Source organism: Nitrosopumilus sp., from assembly GCA_029862745.1.
In the GTDB taxonomy this organism is placed as follows: Archaea; Thermoproteota; Nitrososphaeria; order Nitrososphaerales; family Nitrosopumilaceae; genus Nitrosopumilus.
Genome location: JAOTWS010000008.1, coordinates 47,569 through 71,376 on the forward strand (window position 1 = coordinate 47,569; position 23,808 = coordinate 71,376).

At 33.2% G+C, this 23,808-nt stretch carries 29 protein-coding genes; 16 read left to right on the forward strand and 13 right to left on the reverse strand.

The window, feature by feature from the left end:
- Positions 1-110: 110 nt before the first annotated feature.
- The 5 genes from OEM44_09030 (at position 111) to OEM44_09050 (ending at position 3,185) form a co-directional block, all read left to right on the forward strand.
- Positions 111-1,271: a TrmB family transcriptional regulator gene (locus OEM44_09030; GenBank protein ID MDH3516937.1), complete on the forward strand. Its 1,161-nt coding sequence runs from the start codon at positions 111-113 to the stop codon at positions 1,269-1,271.
- Between the two features lie 99 nt (positions 1,272-1,370).
- Complete coding sequence (locus tag OEM44_09035) at positions 1,371-1,559, forward strand: hypothetical protein (protein MDH3516938.1); 189 nt, start codon at positions 1,371-1,373, stop codon at positions 1,557-1,559.
- The gene (locus tag OEM44_09040; GenBank protein ID MDH3516939.1) at positions 1,538-1,729 is read left to right on the forward strand and encodes a hypothetical protein; all 192 of its coding nucleotides are present in this window, start codon (positions 1,538-1,540) and stop codon (positions 1,727-1,729) included. The genes OEM44_09035 and OEM44_09040 overlap by 22 nt, the downstream gene beginning before the upstream one ends.
- A 109-nt stretch (positions 1,730-1,838) precedes the next feature.
- Positions 1,839-2,300, forward strand: a complete 462-nt coding sequence (locus tag OEM44_09045; protein ID MDH3516940.1) for a RidA family protein — start codon at positions 1,839-1,841, stop codon at positions 2,298-2,300.
- Positions 2,301-2,369: 69 nt separating this feature from the next.
- A complete protein-coding gene (locus tag OEM44_09050) occupies positions 2,370-3,185 on the forward strand; it encodes a PEFG-CTERM domain-containing protein (protein MDH3516941.1) in 816 nt (271 codons plus the stop codon).
- Between the two features lie 352 nt (positions 3,186-3,537).
- On the opposite strand, the gene OEM44_09055 is transcribed toward OEM44_09050, so the two are convergent.
- Together OEM44_09055 and OEM44_09060 are read right to left on the reverse strand one after the other, a co-directional pair.
- Positions 3,538-4,665 carry a DHHA1 domain-containing protein gene (locus OEM44_09055; GenBank protein ID MDH3516942.1) on the reverse strand — a complete coding sequence of 376 codons (1,128 nt, stop codon included), beginning with the start codon at positions 4,663-4,665 and terminating at the stop codon, positions 3,538-3,540.
- Between the two features lie 38 nt (positions 4,666-4,703).
- Positions 4,704-4,895 carry a hypothetical protein gene (locus OEM44_09060; GenBank protein ID MDH3516943.1) on the reverse strand — a complete coding sequence of 64 codons (192 nt, stop codon included), beginning with the start codon at positions 4,893-4,895 and terminating at the stop codon, positions 4,704-4,706.
- Between the two features lie 77 nt (positions 4,896-4,972).
- Between OEM44_09060 and OEM44_09065 the strand changes: the two genes are divergently transcribed.
- The 3 genes from OEM44_09065 to OEM44_09075 all read left to right on the forward strand — a co-directional run bounded on the left by OEM44_09065 (position 4,973) and on the right by OEM44_09075 (position 7,274).
- Complete coding sequence (locus OEM44_09065) at positions 4,973-5,146, forward strand: hypothetical protein (GenBank protein MDH3516944.1); 174 nt, start codon at positions 4,973-4,975, stop codon at positions 5,144-5,146.
- A 326-nt stretch (positions 5,147-5,472) separates the two neighbouring features.
- Positions 5,473-5,694 (forward strand): hypothetical protein, encoded by a 222-nt coding sequence (locus tag OEM44_09070; protein ID MDH3516945.1) that lies wholly within the window; start codon positions 5,473-5,475, stop codon positions 5,692-5,694.
- Positions 5,695-6,110: 416 nt separating this feature from the next.
- Positions 6,111-7,274: a citrate synthase gene (locus tag OEM44_09075; protein MDH3516946.1), complete on the forward strand. Its 1,164-nt coding sequence runs from the start codon at positions 6,111-6,113 to the stop codon at positions 7,272-7,274.
- Between the two features lie 2 nt (positions 7,275-7,276).
- On the opposite strand, the gene OEM44_09080 is transcribed toward OEM44_09075, so the two are convergent.
- Entirely contained in the window at positions 7,277-7,483 is a 207-nt protein-coding gene (locus OEM44_09080) for a hypothetical protein (protein MDH3516947.1), read from the reverse strand.
- 76 nt (positions 7,484-7,559) lie between these two features.
- Here OEM44_09080 and OEM44_09085 point away from each other — a divergent pair, with 76 nt between their 5' ends.
- Positions 7,560-7,940 (forward strand): hypothetical protein, encoded by a 381-nt coding sequence (locus tag OEM44_09085; GenBank protein ID MDH3516948.1) that lies wholly within the window; start codon positions 7,560-7,562, stop codon positions 7,938-7,940.
- A gap of 314 nt (positions 7,941-8,254) precedes the next feature.
- The gene (locus tag OEM44_09090) at positions 8,255-8,863 is read left to right on the forward strand and encodes a plastocyanin/azurin family copper-binding protein (protein MDH3516949.1); all 609 of its coding nucleotides are present in this window, start codon (positions 8,255-8,257) and stop codon (positions 8,861-8,863) included.
- Positions 8,864-8,883: 20 nt separating this feature from the next.
- On the opposite strand, the gene uvrC is transcribed toward OEM44_09090, so the two are convergent.
- The 3 genes from uvrC to uvrB are packed head-to-tail and all read right to left on the reverse strand — an operon-like array spanning position 8,884 to position 15,225.
- The gene (gene uvrC / locus OEM44_09095; GenBank protein MDH3516950.1) at positions 8,884-10,470 is read right to left on the reverse strand and encodes an excinuclease ABC subunit UvrC; all 1,587 of its coding nucleotides are present in this window, start codon (positions 10,468-10,470) and stop codon (positions 8,884-8,886) included.
- Positions 10,467-13,286: an excinuclease ABC subunit UvrA gene (gene uvrA / locus OEM44_09100; GenBank protein MDH3516951.1), complete on the reverse strand. Its 2,820-nt coding sequence runs from the start codon at positions 13,284-13,286 to the stop codon at positions 10,467-10,469. The genes uvrC and uvrA overlap by 4 nt, the downstream gene beginning before the upstream one ends.
- Positions 13,273-15,225, reverse strand: coding sequence for an excinuclease ABC subunit UvrB (uvrB, locus tag OEM44_09105; GenBank protein ID MDH3516952.1), 1,953 nt, complete (start codon positions 15,223-15,225; stop codon positions 13,273-13,275). Before uvrB ends, uvrA begins: the two co-directional genes overlap by 14 nt.
- Before the next feature lie 210 nt (positions 15,226-15,435).
- On the opposite strand from uvrB, the gene OEM44_09110 reads away from it, so the two are divergent.
- Positions 15,436-15,621: a hypothetical protein gene (locus OEM44_09110; protein MDH3516953.1), complete on the forward strand. Its 186-nt coding sequence runs from the start codon at positions 15,436-15,438 to the stop codon at positions 15,619-15,621.
- Between the two features lie 17 nt (positions 15,622-15,638).
- On the opposite strand, the gene OEM44_09115 is transcribed toward OEM44_09110, so the two are convergent.
- Complete coding sequence (locus OEM44_09115; GenBank protein ID MDH3516954.1) at positions 15,639-16,271, reverse strand: pyridoxamine 5'-phosphate oxidase family protein; 633 nt, start codon at positions 16,269-16,271, stop codon at positions 15,639-15,641.
- A 500-nt stretch (positions 16,272-16,771) separates the two neighbouring features.
- On the opposite strand from OEM44_09115, the gene OEM44_09120 reads away from it, so the two are divergent.
- Complete coding sequence (locus OEM44_09120; GenBank protein ID MDH3516955.1) at positions 16,772-17,203, forward strand: hypothetical protein; 432 nt, start codon at positions 16,772-16,774, stop codon at positions 17,201-17,203.
- On the opposite strand, the gene OEM44_09125 is transcribed toward OEM44_09120, so the two are convergent.
- From OEM44_09125 to OEM44_09135, 3 genes are all read right to left on the reverse strand, one after another.
- The gene (locus OEM44_09125; GenBank protein MDH3516956.1) at positions 17,198-17,428 is read right to left on the reverse strand and encodes a hypothetical protein; all 231 of its coding nucleotides are present in this window, start codon (positions 17,426-17,428) and stop codon (positions 17,198-17,200) included. The genes OEM44_09120 and OEM44_09125 overlap by 6 nt on opposite strands.
- A gap of 62 nt (positions 17,429-17,490) precedes the next feature.
- Positions 17,491-18,597: an LLM class flavin-dependent oxidoreductase gene (locus tag OEM44_09130; GenBank protein ID MDH3516957.1), complete on the reverse strand. Its 1,107-nt coding sequence runs from the start codon at positions 18,595-18,597 to the stop codon at positions 17,491-17,493.
- A gap of 92 nt (positions 18,598-18,689) precedes the next feature.
- Positions 18,690-19,634, reverse strand: a complete 945-nt coding sequence (locus tag OEM44_09135; protein ID MDH3516958.1) for an iron-containing alcohol dehydrogenase — start codon at positions 19,632-19,634, stop codon at positions 18,690-18,692.
- A gap of 170 nt (positions 19,635-19,804) precedes the next feature.
- Here OEM44_09135 and OEM44_09140 point away from each other — a divergent pair, with 170 nt between their 5' ends.
- A complete protein-coding gene (locus OEM44_09140; protein ID MDH3516959.1) occupies positions 19,805-19,939 on the forward strand; it encodes a hypothetical protein in 135 nt (44 codons plus the stop codon).
- A 102-nt stretch (positions 19,940-20,041) separates the two neighbouring features.
- Here OEM44_09140 and OEM44_09145 read toward each other — a convergent pair whose 3' ends face one another.
- Positions 20,042-20,608 carry an NAD(P)H-dependent oxidoreductase gene (locus OEM44_09145; protein ID MDH3516960.1) on the reverse strand — a complete coding sequence of 189 codons (567 nt, stop codon included), beginning with the start codon at positions 20,606-20,608 and terminating at the stop codon, positions 20,042-20,044.
- Between the two features lie 100 nt (positions 20,609-20,708).
- On the opposite strand from OEM44_09145, the gene OEM44_09150 reads away from it, so the two are divergent.
- The 3 genes from OEM44_09150 (at position 20,709) to OEM44_09160 (ending at position 22,917) form a co-directional block, all read left to right on the forward strand.
- Positions 20,709-20,861, forward strand: coding sequence for a hypothetical protein (locus OEM44_09150; GenBank protein MDH3516961.1), 153 nt, complete (start codon positions 20,709-20,711; stop codon positions 20,859-20,861).
- Between the two features lie 472 nt (positions 20,862-21,333).
- A complete protein-coding gene (locus tag OEM44_09155; protein ID MDH3516962.1) occupies positions 21,334-22,425 on the forward strand; it encodes a DUF3179 domain-containing protein in 1,092 nt (363 codons plus the stop codon).
- Positions 22,426-22,917 carry a hypothetical protein gene (locus tag OEM44_09160; protein MDH3516963.1) on the forward strand — a complete coding sequence of 164 codons (492 nt, stop codon included), beginning with the start codon at positions 22,426-22,428 and terminating at the stop codon, positions 22,915-22,917. It begins immediately after the preceding gene.
- Between the two features lie 119 nt (positions 22,918-23,036).
- On the opposite strand, the gene OEM44_09165 is transcribed toward OEM44_09160, so the two are convergent.
- The gene (locus tag OEM44_09165; GenBank protein ID MDH3516964.1) at positions 23,037-23,285 is read right to left on the reverse strand and encodes a hypothetical protein; all 249 of its coding nucleotides are present in this window, start codon (positions 23,283-23,285) and stop codon (positions 23,037-23,039) included.
- Positions 23,286-23,661: 376 nt separating this feature from the next.
- On the reverse strand, positions 23,662-23,808 hold a 147-nt coding region (locus OEM44_09170; protein MDH3516965.1), incomplete at its 5' end, for a PEFG-CTERM sorting domain-containing protein.

Consider the following 23,808-nt stretch of genomic DNA (forward strand, 5'->3'; position numbering starts at 1 on the left):
TTTAGTAACCATAGTTACACCTGTATGCAGATACAATTTGGATTATTTTTGAGTATTTGTGTAAAGGAATTTAGCTCTCAATTTTACCTAATAACTAATCAAGGGAATACATGGTAAACGAGAAGGTCTTAACAGTAAGCTTGGAAGAATTTGGGCTTAGTAAATACGAGGCACAGGCATATGTGGCATTAATTTCCAAAGGATCTATTTCAGCTGGGGAACTGGCATATCACTCAGAGATCCCACGAACAAAAGTCTATCCAACTTTGTTAAAATTAGAAAGCAAAAAACTGGTAATAATTTCAAAAAGCAAGCCAATCATGTGTACTGCAATTGCACCAGAAGATGCATTTGATGAAATCATCCACGAGCAAATCAACAAGGTAAATGCAATGAATGCATTAATCTCAAATTTAAAGAAGGCAAGTGAAGAAAGTAGAAAATCAAGGGGTTCTGAAGAGAGAAGATATTTCCACATGAGCGCAAACAATGTAGTAACTCAACTTCAAACGATGATTGAAGGTTCAAAATCATCAATCAAGATAATGACAGATCAATGGGGATTTGGATTGCTCGCCGAATGCAAGGAGCAGATGCTAGCAGTTTTGCGTCGTAGTTTGGATGTTAAAGTACTTGTCACCCCAATACAAATTGGTTCAGATGCATTCAGAGCAATTCCAGAGGGGGTAGAAATTAGAGTATCTGAAATTAGTCAAAACTGCTTTATTTTTGATGAGACAGAATTGTTAATGATAAATAATAATAATGGCAAAGGTGCAATTTTTTCATCAACTGAGATTCTGGGAATAAATCAAGAAAGAATGTTTTCTAATATTTGGAAAAATGCAATTAAAACTAAAGCTCTTGCAGACATGTCAAAAACAGACGCCCAAGAGATTTACAAAATAATAAAAACGGTTAACGAGACAGGTTTGTCACATATTCTTAGTGCATCAATAATATCAAAAAAACCAGAATTAGGAATTTTCAAAATGCTAGAAAAAAATGGAATCTCTTTGAAATCAAGATCACTTGAAGAGGTTATAGAAATAATTGATGCAGTAATGCAAATTACATGTTCTGGGCATGTTAACTTTGAAGCAAATACTAAAAACATTACAATTGAATCAAAACTAAACAGTGGCCATTCATTGCCATGGGTATCAATTCTAGATGGATGTCTACAAAGCCAGGGATATAAGACCAGAACTATTTATCAGAATAATTCAAGCAAAGGTGAAAAAGTTCACATAAAGATAAGTAAAAACTAAATCAAAAAAAAAGATTGTGTCTTAAAGTCATGGATAAATCAATTATTTTTGATTTTATGACAGTAAAAGCCTTAAGTAATTTTATTTGATAAATATCAAATGGACTGTGACTCATTTTACAATAAATTAATGAGAATTGATTCTATTCGCTATTCCGTAATTTTATCCAGTACTGGTGAAAAAATTTGTGGTGGATTTCAAAAAAATGTAGTACCAATATTAAATGATGAGGAGATCAAGATGATGCATTTTTATGCCGTACAAAGATGGGTACTAGAAAAAATGTAGAGCACAAACTGGGTGCAACAAAATATGCAATGGCAGAATATGAAAAATTAAAGCGGATAAGCTTTCCTGTTGACGAAAAACATCTCGTAATGATAACAGTTGATATCAATACAGACCACAAAAAAATTATTGATGATGTATTAGAATTAATAAAAGAGTTGCATGTATAACCCAATCTTATACAATTCTTGATTTTAGTTGTGTTTTTCCTTATGTACAGATAGCGTTTACCATTTTCTATAAGTAAAAACTAAAATCACCAAAAAACAGCATCATGTTATGATAGAAGAAAAACTCGATTCATTAGGAGTTAAACTTCCAACCCCACCAACTCCTGCAGGATCTTATGTTCCTGCAGTAAAGACAGGTAATTTATTGTTCATCTCAGGACAGATTCCAATGGAGAATGGCAAGGTAATTTTTACAGGCAAAGTATCTGAAGAAAATTTAGAAATAGCCCAAAAATCTGCAAGAATGTGTGCAATCAACCTCTTGGCTCAGATAAAAAGAGAGTTAGGCGATCTGGATAAAGTGACAAAAATAGTAAGATTATCAGGATTTGTAAATTCAGCCCCAGAATTTTCTCAGCAACCCAAAGTTATCAATCCAGCTTCGGACTTGTTTTTTGAAATATTCGGAGAGAAAGGAAAGCATTCTAGAATCGCAGTTGGTGTAGCTAATTTACCATTAAATTCTATGACAGAAATTGATGCAATAGTTGAATTTTCAAATCAAAAATAAATTCAATTTTATGAATATTACCGCAAAATCATAGATATCATTCATATATCGACAATATTTAGAATTTTCATGTTAAAAATTCCATTTTTGATGTTAATTGCAGTTTCAATCTTTTCATCCTCGGCTTTTGCAGAATCAACAATAGAGGTTAGCGTTTCTGAGGAAAACATCAAGTCTTTAGACGCAGTTTTGATCACAGGAAAAATAACAGAAGTGTCTCAATACAAACCAGTAAAACTTACGGTAACAGATCCAGAAGGGATTGTTGTATACAGTCCATTAGTGACAATAAAGGATGATGGATCATTCAGAAAGATAATCCAGCCAACCCTTCCAAGTTTCAAAGATGGGACATATTCTATAACTGCAAGTCATGAAGAAACACAAGTTATAGCAAAGACACAGTTTACAGTAACACAGGATGGAATTCCAAGGAGTATAATACAACCAACCCAAGAACCCAAAATTGTTGAAAATGGTAGTTCACCAAAAACAGGGATCACATTGGAAGCTGATGCAGTAAACGGCTCAGATACTATCAAGATTAAAGGAAATACTAGTTACAGAGGAACAGACATTACTTTCATTGTAAATTCTCCGGCAGGTAATTTAATATCAATTGGTCAGATCACACCGGGAATACACGGAGACTTTGAATTAGAAATTAAAGCAGGAGGATCACTATGGAAGGAAGATGGAATTTACACAATTACTGCTAACCAAGGAACATCATCAGAATACAAAAAATCAATTCAAGTTGAAATCAAAGATGGTTTGGTAATCCCAGAGTTTGGGGTAGTTGCATCATTGGTTTTAGGTATTTCATTATTTACAATGATAATGATTTCATCAAAATCAAAAATTAGTATTTTATCTAGATACTAGATCCAAAAAAACAGAGATACATTAAAAGATTCAAAGAGAAAAATTATTTTATTGGAGAGAGATAAAAAAACAGAGACGATTAGAACCACAGCATATGATATCATAAGAAATAATTTCGTTCAAGTGGTCACAAGAGAGAAAATAGGTAAATTGAAATTAACATAGACAAGCAACAAATAGGATATAGCAGACCATAAGAGAATAAATCGGTTGAGTAGATGTCAGGCAATGTAGGAATTTAACAAATGTTGGGATTATCAATGTAGTAAAGTTAAGAGATATTGATTGCTGTAATTACTAAATTTGCATCTAAAAGCAAAAACGATTTTGTGACTTTTATAATTAAACTAGATTAAGCGATTTTTTTATTTAATTCTGTAATGAATTTTTTTATCTTTGGTTTTGGAATTACTGCACCACATGCTTTATCATGACCACCTCCAGAACCACCAAGATCAGTTGCCAAGATATTGACAATCTTGCCCAAATGAACTTTACAATTCTTTGAACCTCTAACTGAAACAGCATAAATACCATGATCAACTCTTTCTTTGTATGCAACGCCAACGTCTTTTCCAGACAAACCCATTACAAAATTAACAGCTCCACTTGCGCCAGCATCCAAAATTTCCATATATCCAAGATTCTTCATAGTTTTCATTCCTTTCTTAACTTTGGCAATCATTTGAGATAGTTTTTCTACTTGGATTTGTGCAAATTCAAAGGTGTTAGGAATATCATGTGGGAATTTTGATTCGGCTAACTCCTCAACTAGATACAATAAATAATCAGGTTCTTTTTGATGGCCCACAATATTGTAAGTCAAAACAGTTGCACTAATCAAAGCAAATTGTCGATCATAGATTTGAAGCAATCTTGAACCAAGAGGTCTATCTTCCATGTAATCAGTAATAGCAGCACATGTAGCAACAAAAGAGGCATGATCATTTAATTTTGATTTGTAAGCAGTGTAAACCTGAACGGTGGTACATTCATTGATATCGTGAATTACTTTGACCTTAATTTTCTGTAGAGCCTTGACAACATCAGGATCAATGTCATGGTGATCGATATAAGTTACAGAGACCTTATTTTTTCGCAAAGCCTTCATAATATCGATAAACTCATCTTGTGTTTTCTTGCTTAAACCTAAATCACAGATAAATAATGATTTTAATTTTTCATCTGAGGCTACCTGGTGTAATGCCTCCATTTGGCCAGGGTAATCAACAAGGATGGCGTCACCGCCAAAAGCCTGTCTAATCAAAGCAGCTGAGCTGATTCCATCTGCATCCTCCTTGTGAGATATACAAATTACTTTAGTACGTTGTGAGGGAGTAGTTTTTTTGACCGTTGTTTTTTTAGGTATTTTTTTAGGTGTTTTTTTAACAATAGGTTTCTTAGTTACTGTTTTTTTAGTGGTAGGTGTTGTTTTTTTCTTTACTGTTGTTTTAATTTTTGATGCTACCAATATATTCATAAAAATTACAGACCCTCATTTAAAGTAAGAATGAGAAATCAAAGTTCTCTGAAAGACTTTCGAATAGGTCGATTTATCAGTGAGCTGGAATCAAGATAAATATCATAAAAAGACAACCCATCCATCTGAGTTTGCTGATCAATTTCTTGAATTTTTTTTAGTTCTTCAGATGATGCTCCAAGCACCAAGTTATCTAATTTTTTTAGACGTTCTCGTTCTTTGGGAGTCATTTAATTTTTGATTAAAAATTCTCATTTATGACCGAAAGTTGTCATATTAGACTAACGGGGTTGCAAAATATTAGCAGATGGCGTCAGATAATTTATCTGAAAAGATAGGATCATCGGTAATTGTAGATACTGTAAATCCAATCAAAATAAAGAAAATTATCAAAAAAATCACAATATTGGTTAAACCATATTGGACGTTCATGAAGAATCTTATTAGCATGGAATGTACTTGTAGAGAATCTACCAACTAGTTCTGAGGATAAAATTAGGTTCAGGTATACATGCGTTGATGTCCTTAAGGTGAAATTTTGCTCCTTTACATTCCACAACTGGAAATGTTTATCGTGTTCTTTGAGTTACTTGCAGCACCACCATGTCATGTAGTAATCTATGAAATTCTGTGAATTTCTCATTTGTAGGATCATCAAAATGTTTAATGTAGGATATTTTCAATAAATCAAGCTAAAATCGTGATATTCATAAGTACTTCAAATCTTTTGAATAAAAATAAATCATCTTTGTTTTAGCAATAACACAGATAGAAATAATATTAAATCATTGCCAATTCACAGTATTGATGAGTGAGCCACCAGAATCTGTTTTTGGAGACGAAATTTGTCCAATGTGTGGTAAAGCAAAAAATCATCATGATTCAGATGAGATTCGAAAGTGTTCTGAAAAATTAGTGGAGATGGGAATAATGCGTTATTGTGGGCTATGTGGATTAACAAAACCTGCATTAGGTGTTCATGATAGATGTGGGAAATGTAATGAAAAGTATTCTTTTTCAAATTCTTAAATTCCAGTTTGACTATACTACACTGAAGTTTTTTGGTATTTCGGATAATCATCCAAGGAAGCAAAATAGTTTCTAATTATTTCTTCCATTGTTTCCCGTGGAAACAATTATTTCTTTCATTATTTCCAATTATTCTTTCCAGAAAAATAAATTATTTTTTCAATGTCTAATCAGATAAATTGCAAATACATTATGCCCTTCAAAATGTATTATTACTGATTATTAGGGTGCATATAATATTTTCATAATTCTAAAATGATAATATTTCTATTTTTTTTACCTCAAAGTTAACTTGGGTTGTCTCATTCTAGTTAAGCTTGGGTATTACCAAATTTGGATGCATATTAAACTAATTACTAAACCCCATAGATATGATTTTGGAAGAAATATAATAGAAGAATTCCTACATACTTGCTATGGAGACCAAAAATATTGGTTTGCGAGGAATCGAAGTAGCTGATACTAAGATCTCAAACATTGATGGCGAAAGAGGCAAGCTCATTTACAGAGGATATGATATTTTAGAACTAACCACAAAATCAACATTTGAAGAAACAGCATACCTGCTTCTTTATGATGACCTGCCAACCAGGCAACAATTAAACGAATTCAATACAAAATTGATTGATGCAAGATTAATCCCAAAACAGATGCAAAAAAATATGAAAAACTGGAGAAAAGACGCAGATCCAATGGATATGCTTCAGGCATTTGTTGCAGCGCTTGCAGGATATTATGACGAAGAATTTGCAAATAAAGAGGCAAGTTATGAAAAGGCAATAAACCTTATTGCAAAAGTCCCAACAATCATTGCAAGCTGGAATAGAATAAGAAATGGATTAGAGATAGTAGACCCTGATCCAACGTTAAGTCATGCAGCTAACTTTCTATACATGATGTCAGGCAAAAAACCTGATCCAGAAGTTGAGAGAATTTTTGATGTTTGTTTGATTCTACATGCAGACCACACTTTCAACGCGTCAACATTTACAGCAAGACAAGTTGCATCAACTAGAGCACACATGTATTCTGCATGCAGTGCTGCAATTGGCGCCTTAAGTGGAGAACTTCATGGAGGTGCCAACACAGAAGTTATGAAAATGCTTCTAGAGATTGGAGATATCAGTAAAGTCAAAGAGATGATTAAAGAAAAATTGAGCAAGGATGAAAGGATTATGGGAATGGGTCATGCAGTCTACAAAACTTATGATCCTAGAGCACAAGTGCTAAAGAAACTATCACGTAAACTTGCTGAAAAAACAAAAGAACCATGGTTTGCAATAACAGAAAAAATTGAAACCGTGACCATCGCTGAGATGAAATCACAAAAAGGCAGAGACATATATCCAAACGTAGATTTGTATAGTGCATCCTTATACTATATGCTAAAAATTCCAATGGATCTTAACACACCAATCTTTGCAATTGCAAGGGTTGTTGGATGGGCAGCTCATATTATTGAGGAAAAATTTGCAGAGGCGGCACCAAAGCCTGCATTATACAGACCAAAAGCAACCTATGTTGGAAAATATTGTGGGCCCGAGGGATGTAAATACAAAACACTGGACTTGAGAAAATAATTTTAATTTCTGGTATTAAGCCATTCTTTTGCTTTTGAATTTACATCATGTTTGTACAACACTTCAAACACCATATCATAAAATGTAATACCTTTTTTCTGTGCCTGATCATCCAGCCATTTAATTCCGTCTGCTAATTCTGGATCATATTCAGAGAATTCTACTAGTTCATCAACCATTTTCGAGAAGAATGCATGTGACTCAAGCATACGTAAACCTTTCAATCTTTGATCATAAGTGAAGGATTCAAAATATATTAACAAAAGACCACTTTTTGATTGACAATTGAACCATGTTTTTTATTCATATGGGAATGCTCAAAAAATCACATGGATCATTCAAAATGATGATTCATCGTTTATTGAGAATCGAGAACATATAGATATGTACAAAGACAAAGTGACAAATTTACAATCAAAATATGTGGCACTGCATATTGGTTTGTTTTGGGGGATTGGAACATTCATAATAAAAAATGAAGACAATGTCAAAATAAAATTAGATGAAAAAATAATGTTTGATCAGTTTACAACTGATTTAAAAATTGAAGATGTGTTTATACAAAAACGTTTACGATTTATTAAACAGTTAATTGATCAGAGAAAATTAAAAATTGAATTTGAAGTAATTAGTAAAGATGAAAACATTGCCAGAAATAAGATCTAATCACAAAAGAGACAACACTAAAAACAAGAGAAGAAACAGAGGATATCTTAATTATAATACATGAATAGCAGTACGGAGTATATACATGAAAAAAAATAATTACGTAATAACATGAAAAATACTAAATCAACAATTATTGCGATCATATGAAAATTTCAATGAAAATTTGTAATTTTTGTAAAAAAAATTTCAAATTCTAAATCAGTATTTAATGACGAATTTAGCATCACATATGAAAATCTTAAAAATAAAGCAGGAAATAATTGAAAAAAACGATTAGATTTATTTAGCATACATGAAGTGTGAAATCAATTATGACAAGTATGGACAAGGCAGCAATAGCATTTTCAATTGCAATTGTTGTCGTAGGCGTAGCTGTTGCATTCTCTATGAGTGCAGTTCAAGATGCAGGTCCTGTAGTCTCTACTCCAACTGTTTCAGCTAAAACTGTGGAGCCAAAAGTGCAAGAAGACCCATTTGCAGATTTGGCAAACAAAGTAAAACAAGAAGCTCCAATGGTGAACGAGGAAAAGATGAAAGAGCCTGCAAAAGAACCAGTAAAAATGGAAGAAAAAGTAGAAGTTAAAGAAACTAAACCAATAGCAAAAGAACCAGCAGCACCACAAACACACAAAGTGGCAATCCCAGTAGGGACTGCAGTTCCAGGATGTGAAAGCAACAATGCATGTTATACACCAGCAGACATCACGATCAAAGCTGGGGATAAAGTAACATGGAATAATGTAGACACAGCAGCACATACAGTAACTGGAGGAAGTCCAGCAGACGGACCTTCTGGTGTATTTGATAGTAGTCTAGTCATGGCAAATGCAGATTATACATTTACCTTTAATGACAAAGGCAGTTACAAGTACTTCTGTATGGTACATCCTTGGATGGTTGGCAGTGTTACAGTAAACTAACCAAACTTTTTCCTTTTTTCTTATTTTATTTGATTTTTTCTTATTGTCCGGTTGTATGCCACACCAAATCTATGAGTTTCATCTCGTGCATACTGTAAAATTTTTAGCGAAGGTTTGTTTTTTGGGATTATTATAGGAGTTTTATTTTTTGGAGTGTAGACTTCCTCGTTTTCCTTTGCAAGAGAGATACATGGTAACTTTAATCCGAGTGACTCTAATGACTTCATAGCAGCATTAAGCTGTCCCTTGCCACCATCAATTACAACCAAGTCAGGAAGTTCAGAGTTTTCTTCCAACAACCTATAGTATCTTCTTTTAATTATTTCACCAATCATTGCAAAATCATCTCGTCCAGATACGGTTTTGATCTTAAATTTTCTATATCCAGATTTATCAGGAATGCCACCTACAAATCTAGACATGGACCCCACAGCAAAATCCTCACCATGATTTGAGATATCAAAACATTCAATGATGTTTGGAATTACAGGAAGGTTAAGAATATCTTTTAACTCTACCAATCCAGGATCTGTACCTGTAGAATGAATTAATTGGATATTTTTCATTATAAGATTTATGATGTTTTTTCTTTTCCCTTTGTTTGGAACAATAATCTTTACTTCAAACCCAGATTGTTCAGACAAGAGTGATTCTAGCAACATGTGGTTCTCTGGAAGTTCACTTACTAAAACGAATTTTGGAATTTTGTGAGTTGAATAATACTGGTAAAGAAAAGTGGAGAAAGAGTTGTCACCTACTAGATCAAAAAAGAATTTATCACTATCTCTGATCACACCATGTATCATTCTAAAATTCATTACAGTAGCAGCATGTTCTTTGATTCCAATCCCAAAGTACTCCTCGTTTGAATTTTCAACATATTCCATTTTTTGTTTGGTTTTAAGACTTCCAAGCCTAATTAGAGTATCACGAATATCTTTTGCTCTTTCAAATTGCTGTAAATCTGCCGCCTGATGCATCTCATCTTCTAATTTTTTTGTAAAAATTTTCATCTGATCTTTTCCTTTAAGAACATCCTCTAATGCAGCAATATGATTAGGATATCTTTCTTGTGCATTTTTGAATTCACATGGACCTTCGCAATTTCCCAAATGATATTCAAGGCAGACTTTTTTTGGAAGTGTTTTACATATTCTGATTTGGAATGATTTTCTCAGAGTACCAATTGTCAGTAACTTTGAGCTGCCCTGAGTAAATGGTCCAAATGTCTTTCCTTTACCCAAAAATTTTCCATCTCTTGTTCTTCTTGCCACTAAAAGCCTAGGATATTTTTCATGAGAGATTCTAAGATACGTATATCTTTGCTGGTCTTTCAATTCAATGTTAAATCTTGGCCGATATTTTTTGATCATGTTTGATTCTAAAAGAAAAGCTTCGCTTTCATTATCAGTTAAAACAAATTCAATGTTTGCAATGTTTTCAACTAATTTTTGTGTCTTGTAATTTTGGTTTTTCAAAAAATATGACTTTACACGATTTTTTAGATTCTTTGCCTTTCCAATATAGATAATTTTTCCATCAGAATCCTTCATCAAGTAGATTCCAGGATCAGTAGGGATTTGGATTTGAGATATATTAAAAGTCATTTTTTAAGCAATTTTTTCAAATATTTTCCAGTATAACTCCCAGGTGCCTTTACGATATCTTGAGGGGTACCAACAGCTACTACCATACCTCCTTCATTGCCACCTTCAGGTCCAAGATCAATTATCCAGTCGGAATTTTTAATCACATCCATGTTATGCTCAATTACTACTACAGTATTTCCTAGATTCACCAAACGATTCAAAACATCTAGTAATTTCTGAACATCTGCAAAATGTAATCCTGTAGTAGGCTCATCTAGGATATAGAAAGTCTTGCCGGTGCCGCGTTTTGATAACTCTGATGCAAGTTTTACTCTCTGAGCCTCACCGCCAGACAGAGTAGTTGAGGATTGTCCTAGTTTGATATAACCCAAACCTACATCATATACAGTTTGTAATTTTCGTTTAATTGCAGGAATATTTTCAAAAAAATTTAATGCCTCATATACAGTCATGTCTAAGATATCGGAAATATTTTTCCCCTTGTATAATACAGATAATGTTTCAGTGTTGTATCTTTTTCCTTTGCATTCATCACACTTTACATACACGTCTGATAAAAACTGCATTTCAATTTGTTTGACTCCATCACCATCACATGCAAAGCATCGTCCATCTGCCACATTAAATGAGAATTGCCCTGGAGCATACCCTCTTTCTTTTGATAATGCAGTGTTTGAATATAATTCTCGAATTGGAGTAAATGCACCGATATAAGTTGCAGGATTTGAGCGGGGGGTTCTACCAATAGGAGATTGATCTATTGCAATGACCTTATCAATATTTTCCAAACCTATAATTTCTTTATGACTTCCATAACGTATATTTGATTTGTTAAAGTGATTTTCCAATGTTTTAAGTAAAATGTCATTAATTAGGGTAGATTTTCCTGAACCAGAAACTCCGGTTACAGATACAAATAATCCTAATGGGATTTCAATATCTATATTTTTTAAATTATTTTCAGATGCACTCTTAATTATTAATGAACCATAACGATTACGTATTTTATCTTTTAGAGTAATCAAAGAATTATCTTTAAGATATTTACCAGTTACAGATTTAGTGTTCTTGAGAATATCATCAACAGATCCTTCAAACACCACATTTCCACCATGAACACCAGCTCCTGGACCCAAATCCACCATCCAGTCTGAATTTCGTATTACTTCCTCGTCATGCTCCACTACAATTACTGTATTTCCCAGATTTCGTAGTTTATGCAGCGTTTTAATTAGTCGGGCATTATCACGCTGATGTAAACCAATTGTTGGTTCATCAAGAACATACAAGACACCAGTAAGATTAGACCCAATCTGAGTTGCCAGACGAATTCTTTGGGATTCACCTCCAGATAAGGTAGAACTTAGTCTGTTTAATGTAAGATAATTCAATCCAACATTCATTAAAAATTCAAGACGTTCTTTAATCTCCTTTAAAACATCTCTTGCAATATATTGCTCATTTTCAGTTAATTTTAGTGTAGAAAAAAAATCATAGCAATTGTCAATGGACATATCACACACATCCATGATACCTTGTTCGTTGATTTTAACAGCAAGTGATTCAGGTTTTAATTTTTTACCATTGCAAACATTACAAGGGGTGTCTCGCATGAATTGTTTTAGCCATTCACGTTTTGATTCGGAATCAGTTTCTAGAAATACTCGCTGTAGATTTGCAAGTACTCCCTCAAACGCATTGGTATATTGCCAAGAGGAATCCCCAGATTTTGAGCGATAATTAAAATCAATTAGATCATCTGTGCCATTCATGATGATTTCAAAATGTTTAGGTTTTATTTTTTCGATAGGAGTCATCAAATCAAACCCAAACTTTTTTCCAACCGCCCTTAACGCTTGTTTTCTAAATGATGAAAAACGGCCACTCCATGGAATGATCGCACCATCTAAAATTGATTTTGTCTTATCAGGAACCACAAGATCAGCATCAAATTCCATCTTTATACCTAATCCATTACACGTTTTACACATTCCAAATGGCGAATTAAAAGAAAACGATCTTGGTTCTAATTCACCAACAGTCAGTCCACAATAAGGACATGCATTATTCTGTGAGAAAATTTTTTCAGATTTATCAGTTACAATCATTACATCTCCCTTTGATGATTTAATTGCAGTTTGAATAGCCTCAAATAGTCTAGATCTTTCTGATTTTTCAGTAGTCATTCTATCAACCACGACCTCAATATTATGCCACTTCTGCCTATCGAGTGGCGGAATTTCATTATCCAGGCTCAAAACTTCGCCATTTAAACGGATTCTAGAATAGCCATCTTTTTTGATTTGCTCAAATAATTTTTCATATGTACCTTTTTTTCTCTGTATTATAGGAGCTAAAATTAAAATTTGTTTTCCTGAAAAATCTTTGAGTACAGAATCACATATTCTCTCAACTGATTGAGTAGATACTTTTCTTCCACAGTTTGTACAGTATGGAATTCCAATTCTTGCAAACAACAGTCTCATATAGTCATAAATTTCAGTAGTAGTTCCAACTGTAGAACGGGGATTTTTGCTAGTAGTTTTTTGTTGGATTGCAATTGCAGGAGAAAGACCTTCAATAGAGTCAACGTCTGGTTTATCCATCATCTCCAAAAATTGTCGGGCATATGCAGAAAGTGATTCAACGTATCTTCTCTGACCTTCAGCATAGATTGTGTCAAAAGCTAATGTAGATTTTCCAGATCCAGACAATCCACTAATTACAACTAGTTTGTTTTTTGGGATATTGATATCGATGTTTTTTAGGTTGTGATGTCGTGCTCCACGAATTTTTAATTTATTCTCGGCCATCTTTGTATTTAATCTCCTTTTCTATTCTTTTAATTCTGTCTCTACACTCTATTGCTTTTTCAAAGTCTAAATCTTCAGAGTATTTTTTCATTTGTGCATCAAGATCAATAATATCAGCAGCAAGATCATGAACAGATTTTAATTTTGAATCATCTAATACGGTTTCTTGTTCAGGAACTGACTTAATAATTGTCCTAGGAGTAATGTGATGTTCTTTGTTATATCGAATTTGTTTTTCTCTACGACGATTAGTCTCATCAATAGTGTTTTTCATGGATTGAGTAATATTATTGGCATACATTATTACAGTGCCATTTACATTTCTTGCAGCACGACCACATGTTTGAATTAGACTGGTGAAATTTCTCAAAAACCCTTCCTTGTCTGCGTCCAAAATTGCAACTAGAGAAACTTCGGGTATATCTAGTCCTTCTCTAAGCAAATTGATTCCAACTAGAACATCAAATTCTCCCAGTCTCAACTGTCTGATTATCTCAGTTCGTTGCAGTCCTTCAATCTCAGAGTGCATGTATCTCACTCTGACTTGCTTTTTTGACAAATACTCTGCTAAGTCTTCAGCCATTCTTTTGGTAAGAGTAGTAACTAAAACACGTTCAGAGTGAGTGGATCTTTTCTGAATTTCTTTGATCAAATCATCCATTTGATCTTTTGTTGGTCTAACCTCAATTTTTGGATCAAGCAAGCCAGTTGGGCGGACTAGTTGCTCTGCAATAGTCGATGAGATTTTTCGCTCATATTCTGAAGGAGTAGCTGATACAAAAATAGTATTTTTAATATAATCTTCAAATTCCTCAAATTTTAGAGGGCGGTTATCAAATGCACTTGGTAATCTAAATCCATATGTGACCAATTCATTTTTTCTTGAATGATCACCCTTGTACATCCCATGAAGTTGAGGTAAAGTAACATGAGATTCATCAATTACCAAAAGATAATCATCTCCAAAAAAATCCATCAAACAAAATGCCTTTTCTCCAGACTTTCGACCATCAAAATGCCTTGAATAATTTTCAATTCCAGAACAATAACCTAATTCCTCAATCATCTCTAAGTCATATTTTGTTCTCATCTCTAGTCTTTGTTTTTCTAATTCATTTAATTCAGGAAGTCTTTTTTCTAACTCTTCTTTGATAGATTTGACAGCCATTTCCCTAACATCTTTTGCAATTAGATAATGCTTTGCAGGGAAAATTTTCATTTGAGATAAATTTTTTTTTTCTTTTAATGAAACATGATCAAGCAAGATAATTTTTTCAATCTCATCACCAAACATGGAAATTCTTACAATATCTTCAGAATATGCAGGTGTGACATCAATGGTATCTCCTTTAACTCGAAAATTTCCAGGTGCAACTTCAGTGTCATTTCGTTCATATCTTGCATCAATGAGTTTTCGAATAATCTCGTTTCGTTTTATTATATCACCAGTATTGATCATGATTGCAAGATCTTTCCAATCTTGTGGATTTCCAAGCGAGTAAATGCAAGACACGGTAGAGACAATGATAGTAGGTTCATCAGATAACAACATAGCAGTTGCCTCTAATCTCAATTTTTCAATTTTCTCATTAATTTGAGTATCTTTTTCAATGTATGTATCAGTCTGGGGCAAGTAACTTTCAGGCTGGTAATAATCATAGTATGATACAAAATAACCTACATTGTTTTTAGGAAAAAATTGCTTTAATTCCGAATACAGTTGAGCTGCTAGAGTTTTGTTATGAGATATGACTAGTGTGTTTTTTCCCGTCCTTGCGATAACATTAGCAATTGAGAATGTTTTGCCACTTCCAGTTACACCTAACAATGTCTGAACTGACCCCTTCTTTACACCTTCAACTAGCGTATCAATTGCCTGAGGTTGATCGCCTGTGGGCCCATATTCAGATACTAATTCAAAATGTAATGCTCGTTTCAACAGATCCAATCATCGAAAACTGAACTTATATCTAATGATCATCGAGTTATCACTGAAGGTTTACAATAATTAATATTAGAAGGCCAAAAGCAGCCAAATTTTTTGATATAAAAGAGAGGTTAATACAGTATTTACTAAAAGCAGAAAAACTACAAATCATGGCGATAGAATACCAATGTACCTCAAAAAACATCTCCAAACGTCATTAACATGCCAATCGCAGATACAAAGACATTTTTAGATTACAATGATATTGAATTAAAACGAAGTGATATCAATAAGTTTCAACCAGCTCGAGTAGTAAAGACAGATGATAAAACACAACTTACATGTGAAATCTCAAAGATGGTAAGTTTTACCACCAAATTAAGAACTAAAATGTTAAATTCAATATAAAGTACATTAGATGGTTTTTACCATATTGGCTCGTCAAACATTTCCAATCCATTTTTAGTTATCTCAAAACCCATAATTTTTAAAGTCTCTTTTGAAGTAGGAGAGTTTTTAGCAAGTATTTTTTTTGCAAGATTTATTCTATTTTCGACAGCCATATGCTGTCCAATTTTGTATTTTCCATAGAGAGAGTCTGGAATAACTTTGATTACTGCAACCGCATCTAAAATTTTCATGGTGGGCTGTATTGGTTCATATTTCCCCTCTGGCTGATATTTTTCCATAAGGCCATTTAGAGCAATTGCTTTTTCTTCTTTATTTATGACAATGGATGCTTTTCCTTTAATTACAACACTAATGTATAACGTATCTGCAAGTGATGCATTTTTTGGATCTTCAAAATAAGAAGGTAAAAATTCTAATTCTCTGTCAACTTCAAATCCAACTTTGCTGTTTTGACGGATATTTTTGATCTTTTCTCCTTTTACATGAGAATGCATGTATATAGAATTATTTAGATAGACAAAATTCATCGGAATTATTTGAGGATATCCGTTCTCATCAATACTAGAAATTCGCCCTACATGCTCTTGATCCAGAAATTCCTTAATTTTTTGATGAGACTTTATTTGTAAAATTCCAATCAGTTGCAACGATAATATTTTTATTTATAATATTATAAATCCAGATCATCAAGATTCCTAAAATACAAGTTAGATAAAAAATAAGTGTGAGAGATCATTATCTTGATGAGTTAAAAAACGATTTTAATTCATATTCAAATCAGTTAAAAAAATTAAAAACTAAACTTTTGAAAACGAAGTCAACAGAAACTCAATTAAAAATCATTAAACAGATCGATTCATTGGCAAACAAGATGGAAAATAACCAAAAGCAGTCAGTCAAGGTAACAAAATCAAGAATAAAGGAATTAAAGAAAAAATCGAAACGGTGAATTCAATCAACGGCATCTAATTCTCTAGCCAATATTTTAATTCCTAAGGTTTTGTATTCAATTGCTAAGTATTCATTTTTTAATCCCATAATACCTAATTAGCAACTAGTTACAAAAATGATCAAAACCAATAAACAGTTTACAGAGTTGACTTTTCCCTCCAAATAATTCATTAAGTTAAACGGTTTGACATAATTCATGGATAAACAAATTGGTAAAATTAATGAAGAGTATGAGGAGGCTATACAAAAAGTTCTAAACATTTTAGAAGAATGGGGTTCAAATTCTAAATTCATTTGGTTTCGTGAATTACATAGAATTACAGATATTGAAAAAGGGATACTTCGAAATATTCTCAACGAGTTAAAAAAATCCAAGGAAGTTAAAGATATGCACGGTACAAACAACAGAATATTTTTTTGCCTAACAAAATATTATGTCAAATGCAGAGACATTGAATTTAGGTTCAAAGGAAAAGAGATTATGCTCAGAGATGGAAGTAAAACTAAGATTATTCAGGGTGCAACAAATGCAACAGAGCGTACAAGAAAAAGAATAGAGAAGCAGAAAAGTAAACGTAAAGTAAAAGCATTTACAAAGGCTAGAAAAAAAAGACCACACAAATCATAAAGAATCTTCTGACTGTCTTTGGGTAAGATTTGATTCAGCACGTTTAATTTTTGCAGAGTGGGCAACGTCTTCAGTCATATCATATAGATTGTGAAGTTCCATGTTTGGTGTAAACTCATCTTCCTTTTCATCATCCAGATTAAACCCTAAATCTTCCAAAATTTCAACATTTTCCTCTAAGATATCAAGATATTTCTTTAAAGACTCTGGAAGGTCATCATCCATCATACATCATAGAAACAAGTAAAGTAAATGATTTTCTATGCGTTACGACATAAAACGCCATTTTATTTTTTAGATTTTTCTCTTAATGCAGGCATTACATGACTCGCAAATTTATCAATAGAGCCAAAATAGTTCTTGCCCCAGAATCTAATTACAAAATGGTTAACACCGGCATCCATGAATCTCTCAAATGTTGGAATAATATCTTCAGGAGTTCCTACTGCAGTAGATGAACGTGCAACTTTGTCAGGGATTTTTGTTGCAGCTTCCCTCATTTTTACAATCCAACTTTGATCAGACATGGAATATTCTGTAAAGTACTTTACAAAATCAAATCCTTCAATCTCTTTTAATCCATGCACTCTTAGGATTTCTGGTTTAAACAAACTAACTTTAACTGCTTCCTTCATTTTTGCCCATGATTCCTCTGCATCTTCTGAGAAATAGACATCAATGTCAAGTGCATATTGGAAATTATCTTTTTCTTCTTGAGTCCTGTTGTTTTTGTTCATAGAATCTTTAATTTGAGCAGCATGATCTTCAAAGAGCTCAGGAGTATAGCCAATTGGTAACCATCCATCACCAAGTTTTCCAGTTAATTCGAGAGTTCTCTTGCCACCAGATGCCATGTAAGTTGGTGGATGTGGTTTTCTAATTGGAGGAGCCTGCAAACATGCACCTTCAAGTTGATAATATTTTCCTTTGTAATCCACAGTATTATCAGGAGTAGATTTGTATAACGTATGAATAACTTCAATTTGTTCTGCCCATTTTGAAACTGGTTTTTCAAATGGAATGCAAAATTCTTTTAGATTTTGAGCTTCACCTGCACCAATTCCAAGTATTGCCCTTCCCTTTGAAATTCGATCAAGAGTAATTGCAGCCAATGCAATATTTGATGGATGTCTTCGGATTGCATCGGTAACACAAGTTCCTAATTCAACGTTATTTGTAACTGCAGCAATTGCAGATAACATTACCCATGGGTCTAAGACAGTTGCATTTTTCCATTGAGGGACATTGGTATGATCCATATAGAAAATTGAATCATATCCAGTTTTATCAGCAAGCATACAAGCTGTTAGAATTTGGTCTTCAGTATAGCCGGCTCTTGCAACATTTAACCCGTTTTGTATACCAAATTTCAGCTTATTTTGAGTCAAGTACATCTTTGTCAAAGTAATAGAATAAAAAGTTTAATCAAGCTGCCAATTTCGCAGTTTATCAAGAAAAATGAAAAAAGATAAAAAAAATGAATTTTTTACAAATTACCTGCTTTGATATCTTCAAGACATTTAATGACGTCGTCTTTTGATATTGGGATTGGATTTGGATCCAAATGGCCTCTATCAGTCATTACAGTGTCTGCAGCTTCAGAAACATCAGCTTTGAGGTCTAATTTGTCAAAACCAAGTTTTGCCATAGCTTCTTTGAATCTATCATAGAAGATTGACTTGTTATGTTTATGTGCAACAGTGGTACAAGAGGATAATGAATATCCATGAGGTATACCTTCGTTTGAGAATACATAGGACAAAGCATGTCCTAATGTAGTAGAGCAATTACCAAATCCCATTCCAGATAACATTGATCCATAAGGATAGTTTTCTGGTTTGTCATTCATAATGGCATCATAGAGAATCTCAAACGCTTGTTTGCAAAGAGTCCTTGTCAAGTCATTACCAAGTTTGCTATCATAGCCTTCGGTAGCTTGAGCACATGCATCACAGACAGAGCTGTTTATGACTTGTTGCGGAGTTCCTTCTAAGAAATAGGAATCAACAACTGCCATATCAGCTAGGAATCTATCTTCACGTAACAATTTCTTTTTTCCATCAAACTTCAAAACACAATACGTTGTCATTTCAGCTCCAGTTCCAAATGTTGTTGGAATTAAGATCTTTTCTTTTTTCATCTCTGGTGCAGCATATTTTACCACATCCATAGAACTTCCACCACCTAATCCAATTAGAACAGATGGGTTTTTGTCTTTGAATTTTGAAATCACAGTATTGACATCATCGATTGATGGTTCAGGTTTTACTTGATCATGTAACATGTAGTCCTTAATTCCCATTCTTGCAATCCATTTGTCAGAAAGCTCTGGTGGAACGGTTGTTACAATCAGGGCATTTTTAGGGTACTCTGTTTTACCAAGTGCATCTTCTCCAAAGTTGATAACTTTTGGAATGCGTACTGTATTCATGATTCAAAGACATCATTGATTATTATTATATGTTGCAACCTAAAACATGCGAGATAAGCAGTTTAGGTTACATTGTCTGGATATAAAATCTAGATCGGACAAGTATATGCATCAATTATAGCCACGTAATTTAATTCTGTAATTAATCCTTATTTCAAATTGCAGAAACTATGGTAAAATGTAATGATTTTCAAGAATATCTTAGCATAATGATTGGCAAGGCACCACCGCCAATGATAGGTTTGATTATTGATTTTTTGGTGATTGATACCAATGATTTTTCAGAATTACCAGTACAAAATTAGAACAAACTCGAGAAAATGTAAAAAGGATCAAAGAATACTTAACACGATATGTAATGGGCTAAAACAATATCATGAAAAGTAGCTCTGGATTATTGTAACATGCTAATATGGCACACCTTTATTTCTTTGAGATCTGAATGCCTCCAGATACCAATCAAACTCATCAAGGAATCTCTCAACTCTTTTATCATATTCTTGGGCCAACAGTTTGCCATCATCACCAAATGCTTCACTTACTTTGGATATTTGAAGTGAAGATGGAATAGAAGGAGAACCAAGTCCTGCAAAAATATGACGCAAATGCTGGGCTGCATTGATTCCTCCAAAGGGCCCAACAGAATAGGACACTATAGCAGAAGGCTTGAAAAAATATTCATCCAAGCAGCAGTCAAGTGTGTTTTTCATGGCTCCAGAAACAGTATGGTTATACTCAGTGGTAATTGGTACATACCCATCAGCAGAATCTATCATATCATGAAGTTTTTTGTATTTTGATTCAGGTTCTTTCATCTCTTTATACATTTTATCCAGAATCGGCAAGTCCAGCTGCATAGGATCGACTAACATTGTACGGTGGCCTCGTTTTGCAATCTTTTTTGTAATCCAATGGCTTACTTTTACACCATTTCTATCCTGTCTGACAGAACCCAAAATTATTGCAATATTCAATGAAACCTAAATCACATCTAAAAATGTACGTCATAAAGTTTTTTCCAAATTTATATCATGTTGGGAAAAATATTTTAAAGAAACACAAAACACTAGAGACATGAGATTTTTCTCAAAAGAAATCATTGTGGGGGATACTTGTCCCAAATGCAATATGAAATTTTCTGATTCAGAAAGAACAGTAAAACACATGAAAAAAGCACACTCTACAAAGAAAAAATTTGATTGTGATACTTGTGGGTTTAGAAACTAGTTAATCCTAATTTTACATATTTCATTCCTCTTTTTGACATAAAAACTAAAAAACCAATACATTTGTCGTATTCTTTCTATGAATTATCAAACCTACCTTGAACCTTTCAGATTACCTTGTATATGGATATTTTATTGACATCTGCATTGCTAGATCAGTAGATAGTAACCATATTGTTAACTGTCCATTAATTGATCCATCCAATAGAATCACAAGTTATTTTACTTCTATATTTTCTGAATACATCAATTTTTCAGCAGATACACCAATGAATAATTATCTAGAAAATTTCAAATAATTCTAGTACAAGGATACGGTATAAGAGAATTTAATCAAATATTCAAAACTAGATCTTTATTTGATATATATGAAAGTATTTTATAATGATTAATTTGGAAAAATTGTTTAATATTTTAAATTACTTTGGGTTAATCTGAATCAAAAATTTATTTTTACTATAATTGGTTTATCTGTGGTTGTAGCTGCAATTTTTTTAATATTTTATTTTACGTCAGAACCAACTACTGTTAACTCTGAACCAAATGATGTAATTTCTGATGTTGACCATGAACCTGAGATGTCACTTTCTACTGTGATGGAAACAAATGGACAAAAACATACCATACCTCTTGAAAAGATACGTGGAGGGGGCCCACCAAAAGATGGGATTCCATCAATTGACAACCCTATTTTTGCAAATATTTCAGATTCTAGTTTTATGGATGATTCGGATATTGTAATTGGATTGGAAATTAATGGAGACGTAAAAGCATATCCGTTGTTTATTCTGGTTTGGCATGAGATAGTAAATGATATGGTTGGCAACACTTCTGTGGCAGTAACTTACTGTCCTTTGTGTTATACAAGTCAGGTATTTGAGAGAATCATTGACGGCCAAAAAGTAGAATTTGGAACTTCTGGAAAACTGTACAACAGTAATTTGCTCATGTATGACAGAGTAACTGGATCATATTGGAGTCAAAGTCTAGGTATGGCAGTAACTGGACCTTTGTCAGGTTCTCAATTGAAAACAATCCCATTTGATCTAATTACTTGGGGTGATTGGAAAAAGTTACATTCAGATACATTGGTATTGACTACCAATACAGGTCATATCCGTTCGTATGCAACTGATCCTTATGGAAGTTATTATACCGAACCACGAATAATGTTTCCAGTTGAGAACAGCGATGATAGGATGCAGCCTAAAGAGATAATCATTGGATTCAGCCAGGGCGATATCTACAAAGCATACAAGCAAAAAGATATTGAATTTCACAAAGTCATTAATGATTCTGTAGGTACCACATCAATTCTTCTGATATCTGAACATGATCATAATTCCAGGATTTTTCAAAGAAACGTGGGTGGTGATCCTTTGGAATTTGTTTATGATAATGGTGTGTTGATTGATTCTAAGACAAAATCCGTATGGACGTATGACGGCATGGCAGTTTCGGGTCCTATGGCTGGAACTGTCTTACAAAGAATACCAATTCATCCTGGATTTTGGTTTGAATGGGTCGCATTTCATCCAGATACCCTTGTTTATGGTGAATCCTAAATGAAACCAATAAAAAAAGGGATTATTGTAGGAATCCTTACTGTTGTAGTATATCTCACCATAGTGATTATTACAACACCTGCACTAGATCCTTGGAATGCAGTTAGTGCTTCATTTCAGCTAAACTCAATTATAATAATTGGAATGGGTGTTGGTATCGGACTACAGATCTTTCTTTCTGAAAAAAGCAAGATGCTTGGGTGTAGACTAGATGTAAAAAGAAAAGCATTCGGTGTAAACTCTGGAAGTACTGCAGCTACTTCGTTTTTTTCATTTTTTTCACTGGTTCCACTAGGTTGTTGTGGTTGGTGGCTATATGCACTATCTTTACTTCCAAGTGTTATTGGGACTGGTGTATCCGGAATATTAATTGAATACAGTCAAACTCTTTCTTATTTTGGATTGGTGGTGATTTTTACATTTAATGGACTAACTGCATACAAACTACATAAGGAAACGAAATTACAAAATTTTAAAAATCAAGAAGTTTGATCACATACACCACAACAATTTTTTCTTGTACCAAACTAAATAAAACAGCTAGCATAAGGGTTTTTTAAAAGAAAGAAATCATCATTCAATTTTAGTATTTTTCACAATAATTAATACAATTAGTTTCCACCAGCTAAATTATTAAAATTAATCTTGCATTCAGCATTTAGTCCTTTGACCATGTAAAAGTAGGTTACAACTAAAATTCCAATAGAAAGCATTCTAAGTGGAATTTCATAATTTGCCAAAAACGCAGTTGCAGCTCCTCCCACTGCCCCAAAAACTGAGATTATTGTAAAACCAATGGAGCCACAGCTACATGCTCCTGCACTTGCTCCAATTATAGATCCAAGAAACCCAGAACTCATTTTTTTCTTACTAGATTTTAAAATTTGTATTCTATAGATTCCCATACAAAGTACTAACCAGTAAGAAATGAAACTAGCACAACTAGCAAAAATCCAAAAGCAGAATAATCTGGGACAAACAATACAAGTCTAGGTTGAATGAATAGATATTATGAAATGTAAGACAATGGAATAAACATTGTAGTAAATATTCCAACTGCTAATCCTGTGTATTTTGGATTTGAGAAAACCAGTTTCAGTGCAAGTTTGTGCTCCAATTCTATCCCAACTCCTCTTCAACATATTAAAATTTTATACAGAATCACATGTGCTTTTAATTACAAAGTCTATTGTTGACATTATAATAAACTTGGTAATAATTTGAAGATATCAATTCCTAAAATTTTGGAATGACTTTAGATTTTGCAGTTACTGCTACGATGCTTATGATTGCAACAGCTAGTATCATCATTGCAATTGTACCAAATTCTGGAACAACGTTTGAAAATACTACTTTTTCACCAATTGGCCCTGTTTTAGGATC